This is a genomic window from Actimicrobium sp. CCC2.4 (assembly GCF_034347385.1).
Taxonomy (GTDB): domain Bacteria; phylum Pseudomonadota; class Gammaproteobacteria; order Burkholderiales; family Burkholderiaceae_D; genus Actimicrobium.
In genome coordinates this window covers 260,853-281,816 of the sequence record NZ_CP133777.1, presented here as the reverse complement: position 1 = coordinate 281,816, position 20,964 = coordinate 260,853, and the positions used below count along the sequence as shown (strand labels likewise).

The following is a 20,964-nucleotide window of genomic DNA, read 5'->3' as shown; positions in this document are numbered from 1 at the left end:
GGTCATAAGGAGTCCGTGGTGCATCCGTTTGCATGATGCCAACGTATCGCCTGCATCACACCTCAATAAGAGGATAAAAATAAGCTGGCCGGTATCTGTCCGGACTGGCATAAGGAGATCGCATGATCCGCGCCACATTAGCTGTCAGCACCGCCCGATTGCCGCCCGTCGCGCCGTTGTACCGGCTTGATCCGGACGAATTCCCGGTGGTGTTACATGTTCTGCAGGACTTGCTGGGGGTGCAGACGCCAGATGATTTTCGTGCCTGGGCCGATGGGCCACTGCAAGCCCTGCTGCCGCACGGGATGATGATTGCCGGCATGGCGGCAATCGAGGCACCGGCCGTGTTGATTCGCAAGGTCATCGTCGAGAACTGGCCCTTGTCGTATTTCGAGTTGCTCCGGCAACCTGATGGCAGCTTCCAGAGTCCGATCATGGCGCGCTGGCACCAGGGCAACACGCCGCAACTGTACGACCCGGCAGTCAGCGATGACGTTGCGCGCGGCTTGTGGAGCGATGTGTTCTTCGACTACCACCTCGGCAATATCGCGGCCCATGGTCTGCGGGACCTCAGTGGTACCCACACGACCTATTTCAATTTTTCGCAAATCCCGGAAAAGCTGTCGGCCCGCCATGGCTACCTGCTCGACCTGCTGACGCCGCACATGCATGTGGCGCTGACGCGGGCGTTACTGATGGTCGATGTTTTTGGTGGCGGCGCGCCACCGGTACAGCTGACAGGGCGCGAACAAGTGATTTTGTACTGGATGCGGGAAGGCAAGACCAACTGGGAAATTGCGCACATCTGCCAGCGTAGCGAGCACACGATCAAGAACCAGATCGAAGCGTTGTTTCGCAAACTGCAGGTCAGCAACCGGACCCAGGCCACCAGCAAAGTGTCGGCCATGGGGATCCGGCTGGCACACCCGGATGCAGCAACATCGCCACTGACGAAATGAGTAGGACGGCCTATTTTTACTGGCCTGATTGGTTGCTAGCATGAAAAAAAATCACAACACCGGAGATCATCATGCAACCGAAACTGAACACGCTCGCCGTCAGTGTCTTACTGGCGTTTTCCCCGTGGTCGATATCCCAGGCCGGGCTGCTCGACAGCGCCATCCCTGCCAGCTGCAATACCGCCGCCGCTTCCTGCATCGGTAGTTTCAGTGCGCCGTTCGACGAGCCAACCATCAACAAGACCGTGACGACCGAAAAATGCATCCCCAACAGCGCCGGCGTGAAGAACTGCAAGCCGGCAGCCGGCACGCTGATCTCGCTGTATGACGGTCGCTTCCTGTACTTCGATGCGCTCGAAGGCTCTGAAAATGTGCAGGTGTCTGCCTTCGCCGAGTTCGCCGCTGCGACAGTCAATGACCAGACCCGCGTGCTGTCGCTCGGTGCCGGCGATAAGCCGACCTGGATCAAGCCGTCGCCGGTCGATGCCGGTGCCAATCCGAACGGCAATACGCCCACACCACTGATACCTGGTGGCGTGCTGGTTGGCCAGACCGGTGCCAATGGTGCCTTGTTCTGCGCCGATATCACGGCGCTGGCTGATGGCCGCATTCTCGCCATCGGTGGCACCGATTATTACAACGAGCCGGGCATCGACGGCTTGCCGGTCGGCGTACTCGAACTTGAAGGGCTCAAGAATGCGCGCATCTTCAATCCGCGCAACAACACCTGGACCCAGACCGCCAGCATGAATTTCGGGCGCTGGTATCCGACCGCAGTCACGCTGGCCAACAGCGATGTGTTCGTCGCCAGCGGCGTGACCAAAGTAGTCAAACCGATCTATCCGGAGTCACCGTACCAGTCCGGCCGTAACGTCGTGCAGACCGAAACCTTCGACGTCAACAAGGCCGTCTGGACCGACAACGGCGGGCTGGCCCAGCGCTCGCTGCCGCTGTATCCGCGCCTGCATCTGCTGCCCAACGGTCAGGTGTATTACAACGCAGGCGGTCAAGTCTTCAATCCGTTTGGCCAGTCGTATGACCAGCCACTGTGGAATATTGTCGGGGCCTACAGCCCGACGTCCAAAAGCTGGACGGACATGGGTTATGCCGGTTTCCCGTTGCGACTCAACGAGCAGGGTGCCAGCCAGTTGTCGGCCGGCCTGAATCCGACCAACCCGCTGATCCTGCAGACGCTCCTGAAAACGCTGGTCGGCCAGACCTTCACGTCGCCCGAACAACTCGTCACCACGCTGGGTCGCACGCTGGGTTTCGCAGTCGATCGCCGGGTGGTTGAAAAAACCATCGGCTCCGGCCTGCGCGGCACCACCCACTCGATCATGCTGCCGCTGAAAGTCGACCAGAACGGCAACTACAGCCGCGCCGAATTTCTGACCTCCGGCGGCACGCTGACGGCCTTTGCCGGTACCAGTCCCGGGACCTATCTCGCCACCGACAGCAGCCGGATCGATTCGGTCGACCTGAGCGGCGGCGGGATGGCGTATTCGTCGCGCCTGACCGGCAAACTGAACCAGCGCCGCTGGTTTTCGACTGGCGTGATGCTGCCTGATCAATCGGTGATGGTGTTTAACGGCGCCGACCGCGATGGCGTGATTTTGCCCGGCCTGGATGTGGCGACCCGTCGCGCAGAGCGCTTCGATCCGGTCACCGAAACCTGGAAGCCGATGGCCACTGCCAACCGGATGCGCACCTACCACAACACCGCCACGCTGATGCCCGATGGTCGCGTGCTGATCGGTGGTCACGCTCCGATCACGACGGCCTACCTGTCGGCGATCAACTTGCAGGGCCTTGGCTTTTCACCCAACGACGGTCGCGATCCGAGTTTCGAAATTTACAGCCCGCCCTACGTCAGCCGCACCGATCGTCCGGTGATTACCAGCACCACCGTTGCACCGGTCAATGCCGAGCGGGGCAGTCTGTTCACGGTCACGACCAAGGAGGCAGCGCTAATCGACAAGGTGCAGTTGATCCGGTTCACGGACCTGACCCACCTGATCGATGCCGATCAGCGTTCGGTTGAAATCCCGATCGTGGCCCGCACCGGCAACACGGTGCAGATCAAGCTGCCGGCCAATGCCGCGGTCCTGCCTGCCGGAAATTACATGCTGTTCATCAGCAAGACGGCCGCTGATGGCACCGTGGTGCCGTCGACATCGACCCCGGTGCATATCAACGCCGTGGCCCGGTAATGCGCCGGCCCGCAGAAATACTGCAGGGTGGCCTGTTGGCGGCACTGCTGCTGATGGCCGCGCCACTGGCGTGGTCGCATGGCGGCGGTAATGAGGATGTGATCGTGACGATCGATGCGGTGCCGGCGGCGCTGGGCAAGATGCGGGTGGAATTGCGCAAGACGCTGGCACCGCAACTGGTGCTCGAAAACACCAGCGGCATACCGGTCGAAGTGGTCGGCAGCGACGGCATTGCTTTCCTGCGCTTGGGGCCGGCCGGCGCCGAGGCCAATATCAACGCGCCGGACTGGTACCGCTTTTATTCGACCAGCGGCACGCCGTTGCCGGAGCGGCTGACGAAGTTGAAGAAAGGCGAACGTTTGCCGGAAGACTGGCAAGCCGTCAGCCGCAGTCCGGCCTGGGGCTGGTTCGATGCGCGGCTTGATACCGAGTCGCTGAAAGTGCCGCACAAGGCGCGTGACAGCGCTTTGCCGGTGGCGTTCAAAAGCTGGAAAATACCGTTGCGCCTGGCTGGCCGGACGCAATTCCTGAGCGGCCATTTTCAGACCATGCCAGCCGTCAGCGGACATGCCGAAGCACGTCTGACCAGCGCCCCTGAACTCGCCCCCGGGGTCTTGCTGCAAGTATTGCAGGGACCGGTGCCGGCGTTCATGCTGGCCAACGATAGCCACGAGCCGGTGCGCATCCTCGATGCCGACGGGATACCACTGCTGGAAATCGGTCCGGCTGGCGTGCGTGTCAATACCCGCAGCAGCGGCTGGATCGGCAGCGGCTTAGCCGAATCCGGATTTGCACCAATGCCGGTAGCTGCCGGCGACGGACCACTCTGGCTGATCCGATCGAGCACGCCGCGCTTCACGTGGCTGGATCCGCGCGCGGCAATGCCGCTGGCCGCCGGCAAACGGCGGCCAACTTCGTGGACCATTCCGTATGTGCGGCAGGCCAGCGGTGGTGACATTACCGGCAAGGTGCAGGGTACAACGCAGTGGATCAGCAACCGGCAGATGCTGCCGGCTGGCGGTACGTCCTAGCGTCCTTCCGGCGGGGCCGGATCGGACTCGCCGAGCATGTCGCTCGGGTCGTCCTTGTCGAGCGAATTCCAGCGTTCGGAATCGGGTTCCAGTTGCTGGCGGGTTTCGTACTCGGCCAGCACTTCATCGTCGCCGTCGATCTCGAGTTCGTCGGGGGGCGGGGTTTTGGTCTTGGGCATATCGGCTACTCCAGGGTGATCGATGCCGGCGGTGTGTGCCCGCGAGTCATCATTTGCTGCTGATCGGCGCCGGTGTTGAATGGTCCCCCGCTTGTCCCGGCAATGGCATGGTGGCGGATTCCTGTGCAGCACTAAGCATACGCGGATTGGCCTGGGACGGACCGTTTGCATTGCCGCTATCGGCGGCGAGCGGCGGTGTCGGGTTGGCCGGTTGCGGCGCCATGCCGGCTGGCTGCGGCGGGATTTCCGATACCGGCAGCGCCACCGATTCGGAAGATTTTTTTTCGAGCAGTTCGGGTACCGTGTTTTTGCTACAGCCGGCGAGCGACACGGCGAGCAGGGCGAGCAGTACGGCAGGACGTACGATGGCGTTGATGTTCATGGGCGTGCTTTCGGTTGAATTGTCTGTGCGACAGGGTAGCGGCTTCGTTTTTCCTTCTGCATAGGACAGCGCCTGAATCGGTTGTAGGAAGTCGCGAAGCACGCGAGTCTCCGGACACCACCGGCCGAATCCGCTATGGCGCGATGGCCATCGGCCGGTATAGTCGAGACCGCGTTTGTACCTTGCCTGCCAACCGGCAGACAAGATGCCGACCACCGACCGGGAACCCGCCATGAACGCCTCTTCCGCAACAGGCAAGCACCACGTCCTCAAACCGGTATTGAGTACGCTGCAGTTATGGGGTATTGCAGTCGGCCTCGTGATCTCCGGCGAGTACTTCGGCTGGAGCTACGGCTGGGCCACTGCCGGCACGCTCGGCTTCACGATCACCTCGCTCTTCATTGCGGCGATGTATGTCACCTTCATCTTCAGCTTCACCGAACTGACCACCTCGATACCGCATGCCGGCGGGCCGTTCGCCTACAGCAAACGGGCCTTCGGCCCGACCGGCGGCTACCTCGCCGGTGCCGCCACGCTGATCGAATTCGTTTTTGCGCCACCGGCCATCGCGCTGGCCATCGGTGCCTACCTGAACGTGCAATTTGCCGGTCTTGATCCGAAGATGGCTGCGCTCGGTGCTTACCTGATTTTCATGACGCTCAACATCGTCGGCGTACAGATTGCGGCGACCTTCGAGCTGGCCGTGACGCTGCTGGCGATCTTCGAACTGCTGGTCTTCATGGGTGTGGTCGCACCGGGATTTTCGCTGGCTAATTTCACCAAGGGCGGCTGGTCGGGCAGTGACAGTTTCAGCCTCGCATCGGTGCCCGGCATGTTCGCCGCGATTCCGTTTGCGATCTGGTTTTTCCTGGCGATCGAAGGCGTGGCGATGGCTGCCGAAGAAGCCAAAGATCCGCGTCGCTCGATCCCGATTGCGTACATTACCGGCATCCTGACGCTGGTCGTGCTGGCCATCGGCGTGATGGTGTTTGCCGGTGGTGCGGGCGACTGGACCAAGCTGGCCAATATCAACGACCCGCTGCCGCAAGCAATGAAAATGATCGTTGGTGACAACAGCGGCTGGCTGCACATGCTGGTCTGGCTCGGCCTGTTCGGGCTGGTCGCTTCGTTCCACGGCATCATCCTCGGCTACTCGCGGCAGATTTTTGCGCTGGCGCGCGAAGCCTATCTGCCGTCGTATTTCGCCGGCGTGCATCCGCGCTTCAAGACGCCGCACCGTGCCATCCTGGCCGGCGGCGTCATCGGTATCGCGGCGATCTTCAGCGATGAATTTATCAAGATCGGCGGCCAGACGCTCACGGCCAACATCGTTACGATGGCGGTGTTCGGCGCGATCCTGATGTACATCCTGAGCATGCTCAGCCTGTTCCGTTTGCGTCGCACCGAACCCGATATGGTGCGGCCGTTCCGTGCGCCGTTCTACCCGTACTTTCCGGCCTTTGCGCTGTTTGGCGCGCTGGTCTGCATGGGCACGATGATCTATTACAACCCGCTGATCTTCGGGATTTTCGTGCTGTTCCTGTTGCTCGGTTACGGGTATTTCCGGCTGACCGGACGGCAGCGTACCGACGCGATCGCACGGGCCGGAGAACACTGATGGCGCACACCCATCGCTACACGCACAGCGCCGGCAGCGTCACGGCCGGCTTTCGCGACCTCAAGGACTTGATGGCCAAGGCCACGCCGGCACGTTCCGGCGATGCGCTGGCCGGCGTTGCCGCGCACAGCGACCAGGAACGCGTGCTCGCGCAGATGGCGCTGGCCGACTTGCCGCTATCGACCTTCCTCAATGAAGCATTGGTGCCGTACGAAAACGACGCCGTCACGCGCCTGATCATCGACAGTCATGACGCGGCAGCGTTCGCGCCGGTTAGCCACCTGACGGTGGGTGACTTCCGCAATTGGCTGCTGGGCGATGCCGCCGACACGGCTACGCTGGCTGCGCTGGCACCCGGCATCACGCCCGAAATGGCCGCCGCGGTGTCGAAGCTGATGCGTAACCAGGACCTGATCCTGGTCGCGCAAAAGTGCCGCGTCGTGACGGCTTTCCGCAATACGCTCGGCTTGCCCGGCCGGCTCTCCACTCGCCTGCAACCGAACCATCCGACCGATGACGCCAGCGGCATCGCGGCCAGCCTGCTCGATGGTCTGCTGTACGGCAGCGGCGATGCGGTCATCGGCATCAACCCGGCGTCCGACAACGTGCCGCAAGTGATCCGGCTGGTGACGATGATGGACGAGATCATCCGGCAGTACGCGATCCCGACCCAGTCCTGCGTGCTCACGCATGTGACCAACACGCTGGCCGCGATCGAGCGCGGCGCGCCGGTCGACCTGGTATTCCAGTCGATTGCCGGGACCGAAGCGGCCAACCACAGCTTCGGTATCACGCTTGATTTATTGGCCGAAGCACGCAGCGCAGCGCTGTCGCTGCAGCGCGGCAGCGTTGGCGACAACGTCATGTATTTCGAGACCGGGCAGGGCAGTGCGCTGTCGGCCGGCGCGCATCACGGCATCGACCAGCAAACCTGCGAAGCGCGTGCCCATGGCGTGGCGCGGCACTTCAAGCCGCTGCTGGTCAATAGCGTGGTCGGCTTCATCGGACCCGAATACCTGTACGACGGCAAGCAGATCATCCGCGCCGGACTGGAAGACCATTTTTGCGCCAAGCTGCTCGGGCTGCCGATGGGCTGCGATGTCTGCTACACCAATCACGCCGAAGCCGACCAGAACGACATGGATGTGTTGCTGACCTTGCTTGGTGTTGCCGGTTGCAATTTTGTGATGGGGATACCGGGTTCGGACGACATCATGCTCAACTACCAGAGCACGTCGTTCCACGATGCGCTGTACCTGCGCCGCACGCAGGGTTTGCTGCCGGCCCCCGAATTTGCAGTTTGGCTCGAGCACATGCAGATCACCCGCGACGGCCGGTTGGCAGCAACCTTGCCGGCGGCATTCAGTCAGGCGCTGGCGAGGCTGACGCAATGAGCGATGACACCGATCTCGTAGTTGGCAATCCGTGGCAGGCGCTGCGCCAGTTCACCGATGCCCGCATCGCGCTGGGCCGGGTTGGCGCGAGCCTGCCGACCAGCGCCCATCTGGCGTTCCAGCTCGCGCATGCGCAGGCACGCGACGCGGTGCATCTGGCGCTTGATGCGTCTCGGCTGGCGCAAGACATCGGCCGGCCCTGCCTGCTATTGCACAGCGCGGCGGCTGACCGGATCACGTATTTGCAGCGGCCGGACCTGGGTCGCCAGCTTGATGCTGCCTCGCGCAACTTGCTCGAGCCGGGCCGGCATGACCTCGCGTTCGTGATTGCCGACGGTTTGTCCGCGCACGCGATCATGCAGAATGCGGCGCCTTTCCTCGCGCTGATACTGGCGCAAGCCGCTGCAGAAAACTGGTCGGTGGCGCCGCTGTGCATCGTCGAACAGGGCCGCGTGGCCATCGGTGACGAGATCGCCGAACGGCTGGGTGCGCAGATGGTGGTCGTGCTGATCGGCGAGCGGCCAGGGCTGAGTGCACCGGACAGCATGGGTTTGTACCTGACCTGGCAACCGCGTGCGGGCTTGACCGATGCCAGCCGCAACTGCATTTCGAATGTCCGGCCAGCCGGTTTGCGTCATGCCGAGGCAGCCGACAAGTTGCACTATCTGCTGGCGCAAGCTTTCCGGCGACGGCTGTCGGGCGTCGCCTTGAAGGACGAGACCGGTGGTGCCGCGCTGCCGGGAACGCGGCCGACGAATTTTCTGATCGGCTAGTAGCGGGGCGGCCACACAACATCTTGTTGCGGTTTTTGCCCCAGGTAATCAGCGTCAATGGTGGCCAGAACTAACGCTGCCGGAAGTCATTGTGCGGGCACTGGATGGCATGGCAAATGGAGCTTCCTGTCCATTCGTTTAGTGCCTAGCCTGTCATGCCCTTTCCTTTTTATTCCGCCTCCCGCCAACGCGGCCTGTCGATGATCGAGTTCACCGTGATCGGGCCGCTGATCACCTTGCTTGGCCTGGCCATCCTGCAATACGGCATGGTGTATTTCGTCCGCAACCAGATGCACCATGCGGCCTTCATGGCGGCGCGTGCCGGCAGCGTGCAGCATGCCGATCTGAGCGCTATCCGTGATGCCTACGCGAAGGCGCTGGTGCCGATGTACGGTGGCGGCACCAGCGCCGACAAACTCGCTGCGGCGCTCGTCAAAGCCAGCGGCGACGTCGACGCCAACGTCCGCATCACGCTGCAAAATCCCACCCGCGAGAGCTTTGCCGATTGGCACGACGATCGTCTAGCCAGCACCAATCCGAACGGCAAGCGCGTCATTCCCAATAGCGGCCAGGCCTTCAAGGGCGCGGCCATCGGCACGACTTCCGGCCAGAGCATCCAGGATGCCAACCTCATCAAGCTGTAGATCACGCACGGCTACACGCCAAGCATCCCGCTGGTGCGCTCGCTCTATGCGGCGTATCTGGCCGCGCAGGATGCCGGCACCGATACGTTTGCAACGCAGCTGATTGCCGCCGGCCGTATCCCGATGGTCAGCCAGATCACGCTGCAGATGCAATCCGACGCATACGAGCAGGACCCGGTTTTGCTGCCTGGTGCCGGCAATAACGGCCGACCGGTCGATCCTCCAGCCAACCCGTCACCCGCACCGGATTGCCCGGCCACCGGATGCACCAGCGTCACGCCGGGAACCGGCACCGGCAGCGGCGGTGGCAGTGATTGCATCGATGGACATTGTCCGGTGCGTGATTGTCCGGTAGCGGCGCGCACGACCTTGCCGGCCGACGTGCTGTTTGCCTTCGGCAGCAGCAACTTGTCTGCAGCCGGCATGGCCAGCCTCGATGCGCTTGTGGCCTATGCCCGCGACGCTGGCGTCAGTGCCATCAACGTGCTCGGCTACACCGACCAGATCGGTCCGGACGGGATCAATCAGGCCTTGTCGCAAGCGCGGGCCGATGCGGTGCGCAGGTATTTTCTTGTGCACGGACTGGCCGGCGTTGCCATCAAGTCCGAAGGTCTCGGTGCCAGCAATCCGGTCATTGACCCGACCCGCTGTACAGGCATGGCGCTGGCCGCGCAGCAGGAATGCCTGAAAGCGAATCGCCGTGTCGTCGTGGAGTTCCCGCAATGAAGCACCTCAATGTCATTTTCCTGTTGCTGTGCGCCTTGTTCTCCGGTGCTGTTCATGCGGCTTTCGCGACTCCTCAATGCACCAACCTCGCCGGCACCACCGGCGACCCCGGCACAGGCTGCGCCGGCAATCCGATCAACCTCACCACCGGCAACAAGTTCCAGCGCGAAGTCGACATGCCGGCCTTGCCCGGCGTGCTCGGTCTTGAGCTGGTGCGCTACTACAACAGCGATTTCAGCGGCCCGCGCATCCCCAATGGCATCCTCGGTCGCGGCTGGAAACTGTCGTATGAAACCGAGCTCTACGTCGCCGGCAAGACGCTGCAAATCGTCCTGGCCGACGGCACCCATCTGAGCTTCAGCCGCGATCCGCTCGACCCGAGCCGCTGCAGCACCGGCAATCCGGCCCATGGCACCGTCGTCATCCGGCGCGGCGCGCGCGGCAACGACTATCTGTGGACGCAAGTCGATGGCCGCCAGCTGACCTTCACGGCGCGTGGACGGCTGGAGATGATCCGGGTGCCCGGCGGGCAGTTCGTCAGCATGACGCACGACGACGACGGCCTGTTGCAAACGGTGACGGACCCGCAAGGGCGGCAATTGCGGCTGGGGTATCCGGACCGGCAAACGCTGCGCAAGGACCGGCACCGTTTCCGCGGCGTACAGACCATACTCAGCCCGGTCGGCACCTTCGCCTACGCCTACGGCAGCGCGCTACCGGCAGGGGCGACCGTCAATCCTTCCACCACGCTGGCCAACCTCACCGGCGTCACCGGCCCCGACCAGCAACGCGCTTATCACTACGAAGACCCGCAGCATCCGACCCTGCTGACCGGCATCAGCATCGGCAGCGAACGGTTCTCGAGCTACGCCTACAACGTCGACGGCAAGGCGGTCCTGAGCACCCATGCCGGCGACGTCGACAAGGTCACGCTCGATTACCCCAGCAGCACCGAAACGGTCCTGACCAACAGCCTCGGCCAGCGCACCACTTACCGCCACGCGGTCGTCGGCGACCGGCATCAGGTGCTGGAAGTGCGCGGTCCGGGCTGCCGCCTGTGCAGCGAAGGCAATATCCGCTATGCCTACAATGCGCTCGGCCAGCTGACCGCAACGACGCGGCTCAATGCCGCGGGTCAGCCGCTGTCCGGCGTGCACCTGATGCTAGACCATGTCGGCCGTACGCTGGCGATCGATCGGATCGTCTACCTAAATGGCCAGCCGCAACCGGCCCAAAGGCAAGCGCGGTTCCAGTACCACAGCGATACCGGCTTCGGCCCGACGCAAGTCGCGCGCCCGAGCGTGGTGCCGGGACAGGAAGTCGTCACGCAGATCAGTTACAACGCCGCCGGCCAGCCGCTGGAGGTGACTGAAAGCGGCTGGGAACCCGGGACATCCGCCACGGCGATCAGTCGCACGACCAGCTTCCGCTACACCGTCATCAATGGCCGCAGCCTGCCCACCGCCATCGATGGGCCGCTGCCGAACGGTCCCACCGGCAGTCCGACCGATTCGGATGTCACGCAATGGCGCTACGACGCGCGCGGCGATTTTCTGGTCGAGACGATTGCACCGGGTAACCGTCGCACGCCGCTGCGGCACGCGGCCACCGGCCATCCGGATCAGGTTACGGTCAGCGACGGTATCCATCCGCCTGTCGTCACTGGTGTCGCCCGCAATGCCCGCGGCCAGCTGATCCGGCTGACGCAGTTTTTGCATCCCGCGCCGCCGCGCTGGTTCGACGCGGCCGCATCGCCGGTCGAGCTCGTCACGCAGATCAACTACAACGCTGCCGGTCTGCCGCAACGGCTGATCCGTCCCGATGGCTCGTGGGTCGACGCCTTGCGGGATGCTGCCGGTCGCCAGCGCGGACTGCGCGATCAGGACGGCAATACCTCCAGCGAAGTCAGCGACACCGAAAGTCAGTTGCTGCAAACCCGCCTGCTCGGTAGTGATGCCAACATCGTCAGCAGCTACAGTTACGACGATCAGCACCGCCTCGCGCAACTGACCGATCCTGCGCAGGCGGTCACGCAATTCGCCTACGACGCCGTCACCGGCCAGCTGGCCAGCCATACCGATACACTCGGCCGCAAGACGGCTTACGAGGTCGATGCAGCCGGCCGGATCGCAGCAGTGCTGCAGAACGCCGACGGACCTGCACCGGCGGTGACCCGCCCGGGCTACCTGCCCGGCACGTCGCTGGTCGACCGGCTCACCGATGCGAACGGCGCGTCCACGCACCGCATCGTCGATGATTTTGGCCGGACGGTGCGTGTCGACAGTCCCGACAGCGGCACCCGTACAGCCCGCTACGACGCCGCAGACCAGCTGATCCTGCGCACCGACGCCAACGGCAACTCGAGGCGCTATCAATACGATGCCGCCGGCCGGCTCATCCTGGAGGCCAGCGCCGGTCGCGCCGGTGCCGTTCGCACCGCGTACCGCTATCACGGCGACCGCCTGATCGAGATCGCCCATCCGCAGCAAAGCACCCGGTTCCAGCATGACGACAATGGCCGCGTGACTGTCCGCACCGACTGGCTCACACGCGAGCGCAGTGCGCCGTTGCGGTTCAGTACCAGCTATCACTACGACAGCCTCAACCGCCTCGACCGCGCGGCGTTGCCATCGGGCGAAACGCTGGCGCTGACCTTCGATCACGCCAGCCGCCCGCAGCGCCTCGACCTCGTCAGTGCTGATGGCCACCGCACGCGAGCGCTGGCCACCGGTATCAGCCTCAATCCGTTCACCGGACTAACCGGCTTTACGCATGGCAACGGCGTGGCAACGCGATACCAGAGCGCTCCGGCAACTGGTCAGCGCATCGGTGTGACGGTGGCCGGCAAGCACCCGCTGTATGCGCAGCAGGTGCGCTACGACCGCGTCGGGCGGATTACCAGTATCACGCGCAGCACAGCGGCCAGCGCCACACAGCACGACGAACGCTACGGTTACGACGCCCTTGACCGACTGGACCAGGTCGACACGCCATTCGAAAAAGCCCGCTGGACCTACGACGCCGTCGGCAACCGCCTCACCGGGGCGGACCGGCAAACGCTTGCCTACCAGCCCGCGAGTAACCGCCTCGCATCGATCCGCCAGGGCGACCGGGATAGTCGTTACGACTACGACGCCGCCGGCAATCCGCTGACCATCGGCTTGCAGCAGCTGCGCTATGACGTCACCGGACGCTTGCGCGATGTCGACACGGCCGCCGGCCCGGTTGCCCGCTACGCCTACAACGCGACCGGCGAGCGCGTCAGCAAAACTACCTTCGATGCCCACGGCAAAGCGCGCACCACCTACTTCCTCTATCAGGGCAAGCAGTTCGCCAGCGAAATCGACGACAGTGGTCGCGTCACGGCGCACACCGTCTACCTGAACCAGATGCCCGTCGCACAACTGGCCTACGCGCCCGCCCCGACCGGTGTACTGGCCGCCTTGCGTAGCTGGATCGGCTGGCATGACGAGGCCACCGACAGCCGGCTGTACGCGCTCCACACCGACCACCTCGGCACACCGCAACTGGCCACCGACGAGCATCAGCAGGTGGTATGGCAAGCCCGCTACAGCGCCTTCGGACTAGCCACCATCACAACGCAAAAAATCACGCTGAACCTGCGCTTGCCGGGCCATTACGCCGATGCTGAAACCGATCGCCACTACAATATTTTCAGGGATTACGACCCGGCTACCGGACGCTATCTGCAATCCGATCCGATCGGGCTGGACGGCGGATTCAATACCTACGGCTACGTCAACGGCAACCCGCTAGGCGCGATCGACGTACTCGGACTGGCAGCGCAATGCCCGGCCACTTGCAGTCCCGCACAAAGCTCGGCAGCGCTGCGCGAACTCTCGACGCAAGCGCGGGTCGATGGGGATGTCGACGCCGCGTATGCGTACTTGCGTCGTGCGCTCGACGTGCAAAACGCGGTGGCAGCCTGTACGCTGCAAGGAACCACGGCGGGGATGTCGGACGAGGATGCGGCCATTCTTGGCGGTATGGTGATGAATCCGTCGGGGACGACGCCGGGTGGGAGTGCGGGGGCTGGTGGCGGGCGGCAAAATGGGGGAATTACCAATTGGGGTAGCAGTGCTGTAAATGTAGGTACTACGCGAGTTGGGCGATGGATGTCACCGGCGGAAGCCGCCTCAATGAGCGTATCCGGAAAAGTGCAAGAAAGCTTCTCTGGCACCACGCATGTAGCTGTGCCGGCAAATCCCTCTGCTTTTGTTAATCAGGCTAGGCCGGGAAGCGTCTATGTTGAGTTCAATGTGCCAACTTCATCTTTAAAAGAGACCAGCCAGGGTTGGTCTAAAATAATTGGGCCAAATTCATTAGAAGGACGTTTGGCGCTCAGAAAAGGGCAATCTGTTCCTCAAATGCCAAATGCGACTGAAATTATATCGCAAGCTATCAAGTAGATTTAACAAGGAGAAATTTATGTTGAATGATTTTATTGATTGGGCAAAATCTGTTGTTGCAACACCTTGTCGAGAACTCATAACGGTACGTTTGACAGTTGGCAGTAACTCTGAAAATCCTTCTGCTCGCCTTGATGTGGATACGCCATTTTCAGTGGCTAGAATTACATACTGGGACAGTAATGACTTTGAAGCGGAGGTGATTGATCTCGATTCAGAGAAACAGATTTATTCCCAGTACGGAAAATTTGGACCTGAGGCGCAATTATCGACACAATTCCAACCATTCTTTGATGTTCTTTAGAGATCACTCGATTTAAATAATTTTATAAATCCTACATCGATAAAACTAACGATTTTTTTATCTAACGTAAAAAAGGTTGAATTATTATGTCCTTCAATGCTTATGTTCCTGCAATTTATTTAATGCTAATCGCTCGTGAGCCAAGTAGCCAAGTTCTTGAGTATCTACTATAGCTTGAGACTGAACATATGGGACTAACGGCTGATCGACAGCGAACACAGAAAATTGCTGAAAAACTTGTTAGTTTTGTTTAACCAGTGAGTCAAAAGCAGAGACTTTTTAAGGATCATTTTTGAGCAAAATGATCAGCTGAGTAATTTTCGAATAAGTGATAAAAAATAATTCTATAACATGGCGAATTACGATCTCTATGGATTATTATCAACTAATTTATGCGAAGCAAAAGATCTTCTGGAAGATCTCCTCGATATAAAATTCGAAGATCATGAAAGTTCATATCAAGCAGGAAGTTATTTCAAAAATGGAAATTCACCCGGTGAACATTTTGTTTTGAAGCGCAATCTGGATCCTTTTGATGATGAGCCTGCAGAAGTTGCCTTCCCTAAACACCCAATTTTATTTTATGTAAATGACTCACCACGATCGCAATATTTACAAAAAAGATTATCTAAAAAATCAAAAATAATTGTCTTGTTAAGGCATAAATATTTTCTATAAAAATCAGTGGCGGAGATTGTGTTGATCGAATATTACCGCAAGTGGTTAGTGTACTTAATTGTAAAAATGGTATTTATAAATATATTCGTGATCCGGCAGGCGTGATAACACATCAACGGTTTATTGAGGGTGGCATCATTACAGGATTTCCAAATCAACGAATTATGAAGAGGCCCTAAATTGAATTTAATGCCAATATCATATGCGTTTATCCGAAGGCATACGTCATTGTCATGGCATGATGCTCTTTGGGGATACGAGCATCAAATGATAGGCTGGTATGGGATCGTTGAATTAGCGAAGGACCGATTATGCTGTGAATTAGATCAACTAATAGTTGAGTTATCTCAATTAAGAAAATCAGAAGCTTGGAAAGTTGGCGAGTTGCTTCACAGCTTAGTGTCTGTTGAGCACGAACAATCAGAAATAATATCAATAAAAAATGGTTATTTTTAAATTTGTACTGGCTCTTCGAACATAAAGAAAAAATTGAAGACCATTAGGAGGTGTGGAGAAAATATATGCTGATTTTAATTATCCTCATGAGATTGAGCATTTTGTTAGATATATGCCGGTTTCCGGTGATTACGATCCAGCCCAGCACACTATAAACGAAAACATTATTCGTTTATTTTATAACTGGAGAATATATTTGGATTTAACTCAGGATGAAAATTCCAAATGTATTCCAATGATCTGATAATGAAAAAGATTGATGTTGAGATCACAGAAACGACAGAGTTCGGTACGGTTCTCAAATGCTCTGATTTGGAAGCCGCAGACGAGTTCGAAGACTTCCTGACTGAGCAGTGCTTCGTTCCGTTTAAAGTAGCGTTACAAGCCCAAGAAATTTCATTTTTTTTCGGTCAGGCAAGTACGACAGAAAAAGTTCGCGAGGTGTACGAACGATTCTCTCGTCAACGCGAGATCACAGATTGCCGAATTCAGTTTTAAACCAAGACCTACATCGACTGCCTAGGTCGTAGGGTGCAATAACCGAAGGGCATTGCACCATTTCCCCTGGGAGGCGATTAAACGTGTTTCAAATTGAGCATTTACATTTGCCGCGGCATGAGTTGGTAAATGTAGCCAACGCCATGTTGGTTGGCGATATGAATTTGATCAAAGGTATTCGCCGTATATGTAAGCTCCGGTTTTCGGTAGGAGATCCGGAAAATGAGGTGTTCTTGGCGATTCGTGGAATCGAATCAGAGACGGATACTTATCCGGTTGGTCGAGTGCGATTGAATTACACTCCGGAATACTTGCGGCGCATAGATGTTGAGATGCAAGGTTATTTGGAGCAAGCTAAGGGTGACATATTCCAAGCCTGCCAAGAGATCGTTCAGACCTTCTCTTACTGATGTACGAATACCCTCGACAACAACCATTACAGACAGACTCTTCGAGAATCACTCCGTAAATCGTGTCTCCGCCAACCCCAATCCCGCCAATCCCTCCATCACCCGATAACCCACCTCTACCCGCGCCGCCACCGGATAATTCTTATTTGCCAGCATCACAATCCCGATGTTTGCAGCCGAGACAAAGGCGACATAAGCGGCAAACCCGTTCGTCGATCCGGTCTTGTTGATCCAGCTTGCCGCCTGAGGTGGCAGCGGCGGATCGATGGGAGTAGCGCTCACTGATTCGTAAGCCATGGCATTGGTATTCCCCGACAGCAGCGTCTCCAGCTCAACCGGATACGCATACTGTTCCCAGATCAGATCCTGCGTGAGGTCACCGGCCTTGAAATAGCCAGTGTGGGTACGGGCCAGCGCGCGCTGCAAGGCCGTGTCCGTCACGCCAGTCTGCAGGTTAGCGTCGAGAAACCGCAGCATGTCGGCGCTGGTCGATTTCACGCCATAGGCTTCTGCATCCAGCACGCCGGGTGAGACCCGGATCGGTGCGTCCTGTTTCGTATAGCCCTGCGCGTAATCGGGCAGGTGTGCAGCGGGTACGTCGAGGTAACTGTGCGTCATACCCAGCAGCGGAAACAGCCGCTTTTGTAGCGCGTTAGCGAACGACATATTCATGCTCTTGGCAGCAATCATGCCGAGCAGGCCGATGCCGGGATTCGAGTACGTCCGATGCGTTCCGGCAGCATGGTCCGGTTGCCAGTTCCTGAAGTACGTCATCAGCTGATCCGTCGTGGCGATCCCGTCAGGCACTTGCAGCGGCAGTCCGCCGGAGGTGTGGGTGCCAAGGTCGAGCAGGCGGATCTTGTCGAAGGCGCTCCTGCGCAATGACGGGTAATACTTGCTGGCGCTATCGGACAAGGCAAGATGGCCCTGATCTTCGGCATACGCAGCCAGCGTCGCGGTCAGCGTCTTGCTGATCGAGCCGATCTCGAACAGCGTGTCGCCGGTGACCGGCTGCCGGGTCTGCCGCGAGGCGATGCCGTAATTAAAAAAGTAGTGCCGGTGGTTGATGGTCACGGCAACCGCCATGCCCGGAATGCCGTACTGCTGCATCAATGGCGTGATTGCGCGGTCGATGTGCGATTTCAGTACCGCGGGTGGTGCATCGGCGGCGGCATTGCCACCGCTGGCTAGTAACATCACACAAACAGAAAACAGAGTCGGCAGGCGCATGGGACGGGGACTTTCGATACATCGCATCCGATACAGGCATGCATTGCAGTGACGCCGGACCATTCCGGCAAGCGTCACCCTAGCACGCCCCCCTCAAGCAATCCGCTCCTCACTCACCGGATCAAACAACACCGCCTTCGACAAATCAAACGCCAGCGTAATCACCCCGCGCGGCATCGCTCCGGCGCGCGGATGGGTGCGGCAGGTGGCGCGGGTCTGGTTGAACCAGACGAACACCATCGTGTCCGGCCCGGTCGGTTCGACCATCTCTACCGTGCAGCTGACTTCGGTCGGACAGTACGCATCGCTGGCGACGTTGTTGCGGGCACTCTCGGCATCGGTGACGTGTTCCGGACGGATGCCGAGAATGACTTCGTGGCCGATGCGTGTCATCAGCCCCGGCGATTGCAGCAAACTATCCGGCAAGGGCAACGCGGTGATGGTGCCGCCATGCTCGAGTTCGAATACCGCACCGGCACCTTGTGCCGCCAGTTTGCCGCGCAGGAAGTTCATCGATGGCGAACCGATGAAGCCGGCCACGAACAGGTTTTGCGGCTGGTCGTAAATTTCTTGCGGGCTGCCGTACTGCTGCACCACGCCATCTTTCATCACGGCGATACGGTCGCCCAGGGTCATTGCCTCGATCTGGTCATGCGTGACGTAGACGATGGTGGTGCCCAGGCGCTGGTGCATCAGCTTGATTTCGGCACGCATCTCGACGCGCAATTTGGCATCGAGATTCGATAGCGGCTCATCAAACAAAAACAGCGCCGGGTCGCGCGCAATCGCCCGGCCCATCGCCACGCGCTGGCGTTGTCCACCCGACAGCAGGGCCGGTTTGCGGTCTAGCAAATGCGTCATCTGCAGGGTTTCGGCGACGCGCTCGACGATCTTCTTCTGCTCGTCTTTCGGCACCTTGCGGATGCCCAGGCCGAACGAGATATTCTCGCGCACCGTCATGGTCGGATACAGCGCATACGACTGGAACACCATCGCGATATCGCGCGACTTCGGCGGGACGTCGTTGACCACCTTGTCGGCGATCAGGATCTCGCCTTCGGAGACGGTCTCAAGGCCGGCGATCATGTTGAGCAGCGTCGACTTGCCGCAGCCGGAACCGCCGACCAGGATGACGAACTGGCCATCCTCGATATCGAGGTTGATGCCCTTCAACACTTCAGCGCCGTTCGGGTACACCTTGCGCACATTGCGGATCGATAAGCTAGCCATCTTGTTCCTTAACCTTTGACTGCGCCGGCCGTCAGGCCGCGCACGAAATATTTACCGGCGATCAGGTAGATCACCAGGGTCGGCAGCGCAGCAATGATTGCCGCGGCCATGTTGACGTTGTATTCCCTGACGCCGGTCGTGGTGTTGACCAGGTTGTTCAGTGCCACCGTGACCGGTTGCGCATCCGAGCCGCCGAACACCACGCCGAACAGGAAGTCATTCCAGATCTGCGTGAATTGCCAGATGAAGCAGACCATGAAAATCGGCAGCGACAGCGGGAAAATGATGCGGCGGTAAATCATGAAAAACCCCGCGCCATCAATCCGCGCCGCCTTGACCAGTTCTTCCGGCACCGACACGTAATAATTGCGGAAGAACAGCGTCGTGAAGGCCACGCCATAAATGATATGGACCATCACCAGTCCCGTCGTCGTGTTCGATAAACCGAACATCCCGAGCAGGCGCGCCATCGGCAGGATCACGACCTGGAACGGAATGAAGCAACCGACCATCAGCGCCGTGAACACGATCTCTGAATAACGGAAACGCCAGTGCGCCAGCACATAGCCATTGAGCGAGCCGATCAGTGTCGACAGCAGCACGGCGGGTACTGCCATCAGGACCGAATTCCAGAAAAACGGCTGCAGTCCGTCGCAGCGCACGCCGGTGCACGCACCACTCCAGGCCTTGGCCCAGGCCGCGCCGGATGGTGACATCGGCAGATCAAGCAAATTGCCGCTGCGGATTTCGGCTAGCGTCTTGACCGACGTGGTCAGCATCACATACAGCGGAATCAGGTAATACAGCGCCACCAGAGCGAGCAGGAGATAGATCACGATGCGGCCGATGCCGGGGAAGCCTTTTTGTTCAGCGTGCATGGCGCGCTCCTTTGGTTTCCATGTACATCAGCGGCACCAGCACCGCCAGCACGGTGGCCAGCATCATCATCGCGGAAGCCGCACCAAGACCCAGCTGGCCGCGCGTAAACGAAAACTGGTACATGAAGATCGCCGGCACATCCGACGCGTTGCCGGGGCCGCCGGAAGTCAGCGCCATGACCAGGTCGAAGCTCTTGATGGCGATGTGTGCGAGCACCAACAACACGCTGAAAAACACCGGCCGCAAGGCAGGGATCACGATGCGCAGATAGATCGTCGGCAAGCTCGCGCCATCGACCATCGCGGCCTTGATGATGCTGTCGTCAACGCCGCGCAGGCCGGCCAGAAACAGCGCCATCACGAAACCCGAGGACTGCCAGACGCCGGCAATGACGATCGTATAAATCGCCATCTCGGAGTTGACCAGCCAGTCGAACGTAAAGTTGGTGAAGCCCCAGTCGCGAACCATTTTTTCGAGGCCCAGGCCGGGGTTCAGTATCCATTTCCAGGCGGTGCCGGTGACGACGAACGACAGCGCCATCGGGTACATGTAGATCGCGCGCAGGGCGCCTTCGGCACGGATTTTCTGGTCCAGCAAGACTGCCATGCCGAGACCGATGGCCAGGCAGAACACAATGAACAGGCCACCGAAAATGCCGAGGTTGGCGGCCGATACCCACCAGCGATCGATCTCGAACAGCGCCGCGTACTGGCCGAAACCGGCGTACTCGAAGTTCGGCATCAGGCGCGATTCAGTCAGCGACAGATAGCCGGTCAGAAAAATGAAGCCGTACACGAAGACCAGCGATGCCAGCACGGTCGGGCCCAGCACGAGTCGCGGCAACCACGCGTCGGCAATGGCCGCGATGCGGCTGCTGCCATGGGGCTTGGGGGGCGCTGGCCGGGGCGCGGCGAGGGTCGTCATGAAGGGCTC

Annotated in this window: 21 protein-coding genes; 15 read left to right on the top strand and 6 right to left on the bottom strand. The window is 59.7% G+C overall.

Going from position 1 to position 20,964, the window contains the following annotated elements; genetic code table 11:
- Positions 1 to 122 precede the first annotated feature (122 nt).
- The 3 genes from RHM62_RS01345 (at position 123) to RHM62_RS01335 (ending at position 4,200) form a co-directional block, all read left to right on the top strand.
- On the top strand, positions 123 to 959 hold the full coding sequence (locus RHM62_RS01345) for a helix-turn-helix transcriptional regulator (RefSeq protein ID WP_322123800.1): 837 nt from the start codon (positions 123 to 125) through the stop codon (positions 957 to 959).
- Between the two features lie 71 nt (positions 960 to 1,030).
- Positions 1,031 to 3,169: a galactose oxidase-like domain-containing protein gene (locus tag RHM62_RS01340; protein ID WP_322123799.1), complete on the top strand. Its 2,139-nt coding sequence runs from the start codon at positions 1,031 to 1,033 to the stop codon at positions 3,167 to 3,169.
- Positions 3,169 to 4,200 (top strand): hypothetical protein, encoded by a 1,032-nt coding sequence (locus RHM62_RS01335; RefSeq protein ID WP_322123798.1) that lies wholly within the window; start codon positions 3,169 to 3,171, stop codon positions 4,198 to 4,200. Before RHM62_RS01340 ends, RHM62_RS01335 begins: the two co-directional genes overlap by 1 nt.
- Here the strand turns inward: RHM62_RS01335 and RHM62_RS01330 are convergent.
- Together RHM62_RS01330 and RHM62_RS01325 are read right to left on the bottom strand one after the other, a co-directional pair.
- Entirely contained in the window at positions 4,197 to 4,379 is a 183-nt protein-coding gene (locus RHM62_RS01330; RefSeq protein ID WP_322123797.1) for a hypothetical protein, read from the bottom strand. The two genes, RHM62_RS01335 and RHM62_RS01330, sit on opposite strands and share 4 nt — an antisense overlap.
- 49 nt (positions 4,380 to 4,428) lie before the next feature.
- A complete protein-coding gene (locus RHM62_RS01325) occupies positions 4,429 to 4,761 on the bottom strand; it encodes a hypothetical protein (RefSeq protein WP_322123796.1) in 333 nt (110 codons plus the stop codon).
- Positions 4,762 to 4,993: 232 nt separating this feature from the next.
- Between RHM62_RS01325 and eat the strand changes: the two genes are divergently transcribed.
- The 12 genes from eat (at position 4,994) to RHM62_RS01275 (ending at position 16,692) form a co-directional block, all read left to right on the top strand.
- Positions 4,994 to 6,379, top strand: coding sequence for an ethanolamine permease (eat, locus tag RHM62_RS01320; RefSeq protein ID WP_322123795.1), 1,386 nt, complete (start codon positions 4,994 to 4,996; stop codon positions 6,377 to 6,379).
- Positions 6,379 to 7,773, top strand: a complete 1,395-nt coding sequence (locus RHM62_RS01315; protein WP_322123794.1) for an ethanolamine ammonia-lyase subunit EutB — start codon at positions 6,379 to 6,381, stop codon at positions 7,771 to 7,773. The genes eat and RHM62_RS01315 overlap by 1 nt, the downstream gene beginning before the upstream one ends.
- Entirely contained in the window at positions 7,770 to 8,546 is a 777-nt protein-coding gene (eutC, locus tag RHM62_RS01310) for an ethanolamine ammonia-lyase subunit EutC (protein ID WP_322123793.1), read from the top strand. The genes RHM62_RS01315 and eutC overlap by 4 nt, the downstream gene beginning before the upstream one ends.
- 155 nt (positions 8,547 to 8,701) lie before the next feature.
- Positions 8,702 to 9,190: a TadE/TadG family type IV pilus assembly protein gene (locus RHM62_RS01305; protein ID WP_322123792.1), complete on the top strand. Its 489-nt coding sequence runs from the start codon at positions 8,702 to 8,704 to the stop codon at positions 9,188 to 9,190.
- A gap of 33 nt (positions 9,191 to 9,223) precedes the next feature.
- The gene (locus tag RHM62_RS01300; RefSeq protein WP_322123791.1) at positions 9,224 to 9,916 is read left to right on the top strand and encodes an OmpA family protein; all 693 of its coding nucleotides are present in this window, start codon (positions 9,224 to 9,226) and stop codon (positions 9,914 to 9,916) included.
- Complete coding sequence (locus RHM62_RS01295) at positions 9,913 to 14,346, top strand: RHS repeat-associated core domain-containing protein (protein WP_322123790.1); 4,434 nt, start codon at positions 9,913 to 9,915, stop codon at positions 14,344 to 14,346. The genes RHM62_RS01300 and RHM62_RS01295 overlap by 4 nt, the downstream gene beginning before the upstream one ends.
- Before the next feature lie 19 nt (positions 14,347 to 14,365).
- Positions 14,366 to 14,650, top strand: coding sequence for a hypothetical protein (locus tag RHM62_RS01290; protein ID WP_322123789.1), 285 nt, complete (start codon positions 14,366 to 14,368; stop codon positions 14,648 to 14,650).
- A 351-nt stretch (positions 14,651 to 15,001) separates the two neighbouring features.
- Entirely contained in the window at positions 15,002 to 15,328 is a 327-nt protein-coding gene (locus RHM62_RS01285; protein WP_322123788.1) for a hypothetical protein, read from the top strand.
- Positions 15,329 to 15,517: 189 nt separating this feature from the next.
- Positions 15,518 to 15,784: a DUF2247 family protein gene (locus RHM62_RS19000; protein WP_416172307.1), complete on the top strand. Its 267-nt coding sequence runs from the start codon at positions 15,518 to 15,520 to the stop codon at positions 15,782 to 15,784.
- A gap of 52 nt (positions 15,785 to 15,836) precedes the next feature.
- On the top strand, positions 15,837 to 16,028 hold the full coding sequence (locus RHM62_RS18995) for a DUF2247 family protein (RefSeq protein WP_416172281.1): 192 nt from the start codon (positions 15,837 to 15,839) through the stop codon (positions 16,026 to 16,028).
- A gap of 2 nt (positions 16,029 to 16,030) precedes the next feature.
- Positions 16,031 to 16,282 (top strand): hypothetical protein, encoded by a 252-nt coding sequence (locus tag RHM62_RS01280; protein ID WP_322123787.1) that lies wholly within the window; start codon positions 16,031 to 16,033, stop codon positions 16,280 to 16,282.
- A gap of 83 nt (positions 16,283 to 16,365) precedes the next feature.
- Entirely contained in the window at positions 16,366 to 16,692 is a 327-nt protein-coding gene (locus tag RHM62_RS01275; RefSeq protein WP_322123786.1) for a hypothetical protein, read from the top strand.
- A gap of 48 nt (positions 16,693 to 16,740) precedes the next feature.
- Here the strand turns inward: RHM62_RS01275 and ampC are convergent, their stop codons facing one another.
- The 4 genes from ampC to RHM62_RS01255 form a co-directional block, all read right to left on the bottom strand.
- Positions 16,741 to 17,922: a class C beta-lactamase gene (gene ampC, locus RHM62_RS01270; protein WP_322123785.1), complete on the bottom strand. Its 1,182-nt coding sequence runs from the start codon at positions 17,920 to 17,922 to the stop codon at positions 16,741 to 16,743.
- A 93-nt stretch (positions 17,923 to 18,015) separates the two neighbouring features.
- Positions 18,016 to 19,152, bottom strand: a complete 1,137-nt coding sequence (locus tag RHM62_RS01265) for a sn-glycerol-3-phosphate ABC transporter ATP-binding protein UgpC (RefSeq protein ID WP_322123784.1) — start codon at positions 19,150 to 19,152, stop codon at positions 18,016 to 18,018.
- A gap of 8 nt (positions 19,153 to 19,160) precedes the next feature.
- Positions 19,161 to 20,030, bottom strand: coding sequence for a carbohydrate ABC transporter permease (locus tag RHM62_RS01260; RefSeq protein ID WP_322123783.1), 870 nt, complete (start codon positions 20,028 to 20,030; stop codon positions 19,161 to 19,163).
- On the bottom strand, positions 20,020 to 20,955 hold the full coding sequence (locus RHM62_RS01255) for a sugar ABC transporter permease (protein ID WP_322123782.1): 936 nt from the start codon (positions 20,953 to 20,955) through the stop codon (positions 20,020 to 20,022). The genes RHM62_RS01260 and RHM62_RS01255 overlap by 11 nt, the downstream gene beginning before the upstream one ends.
- Positions 20,956 to 20,964 lie beyond the last annotated feature (9 nt).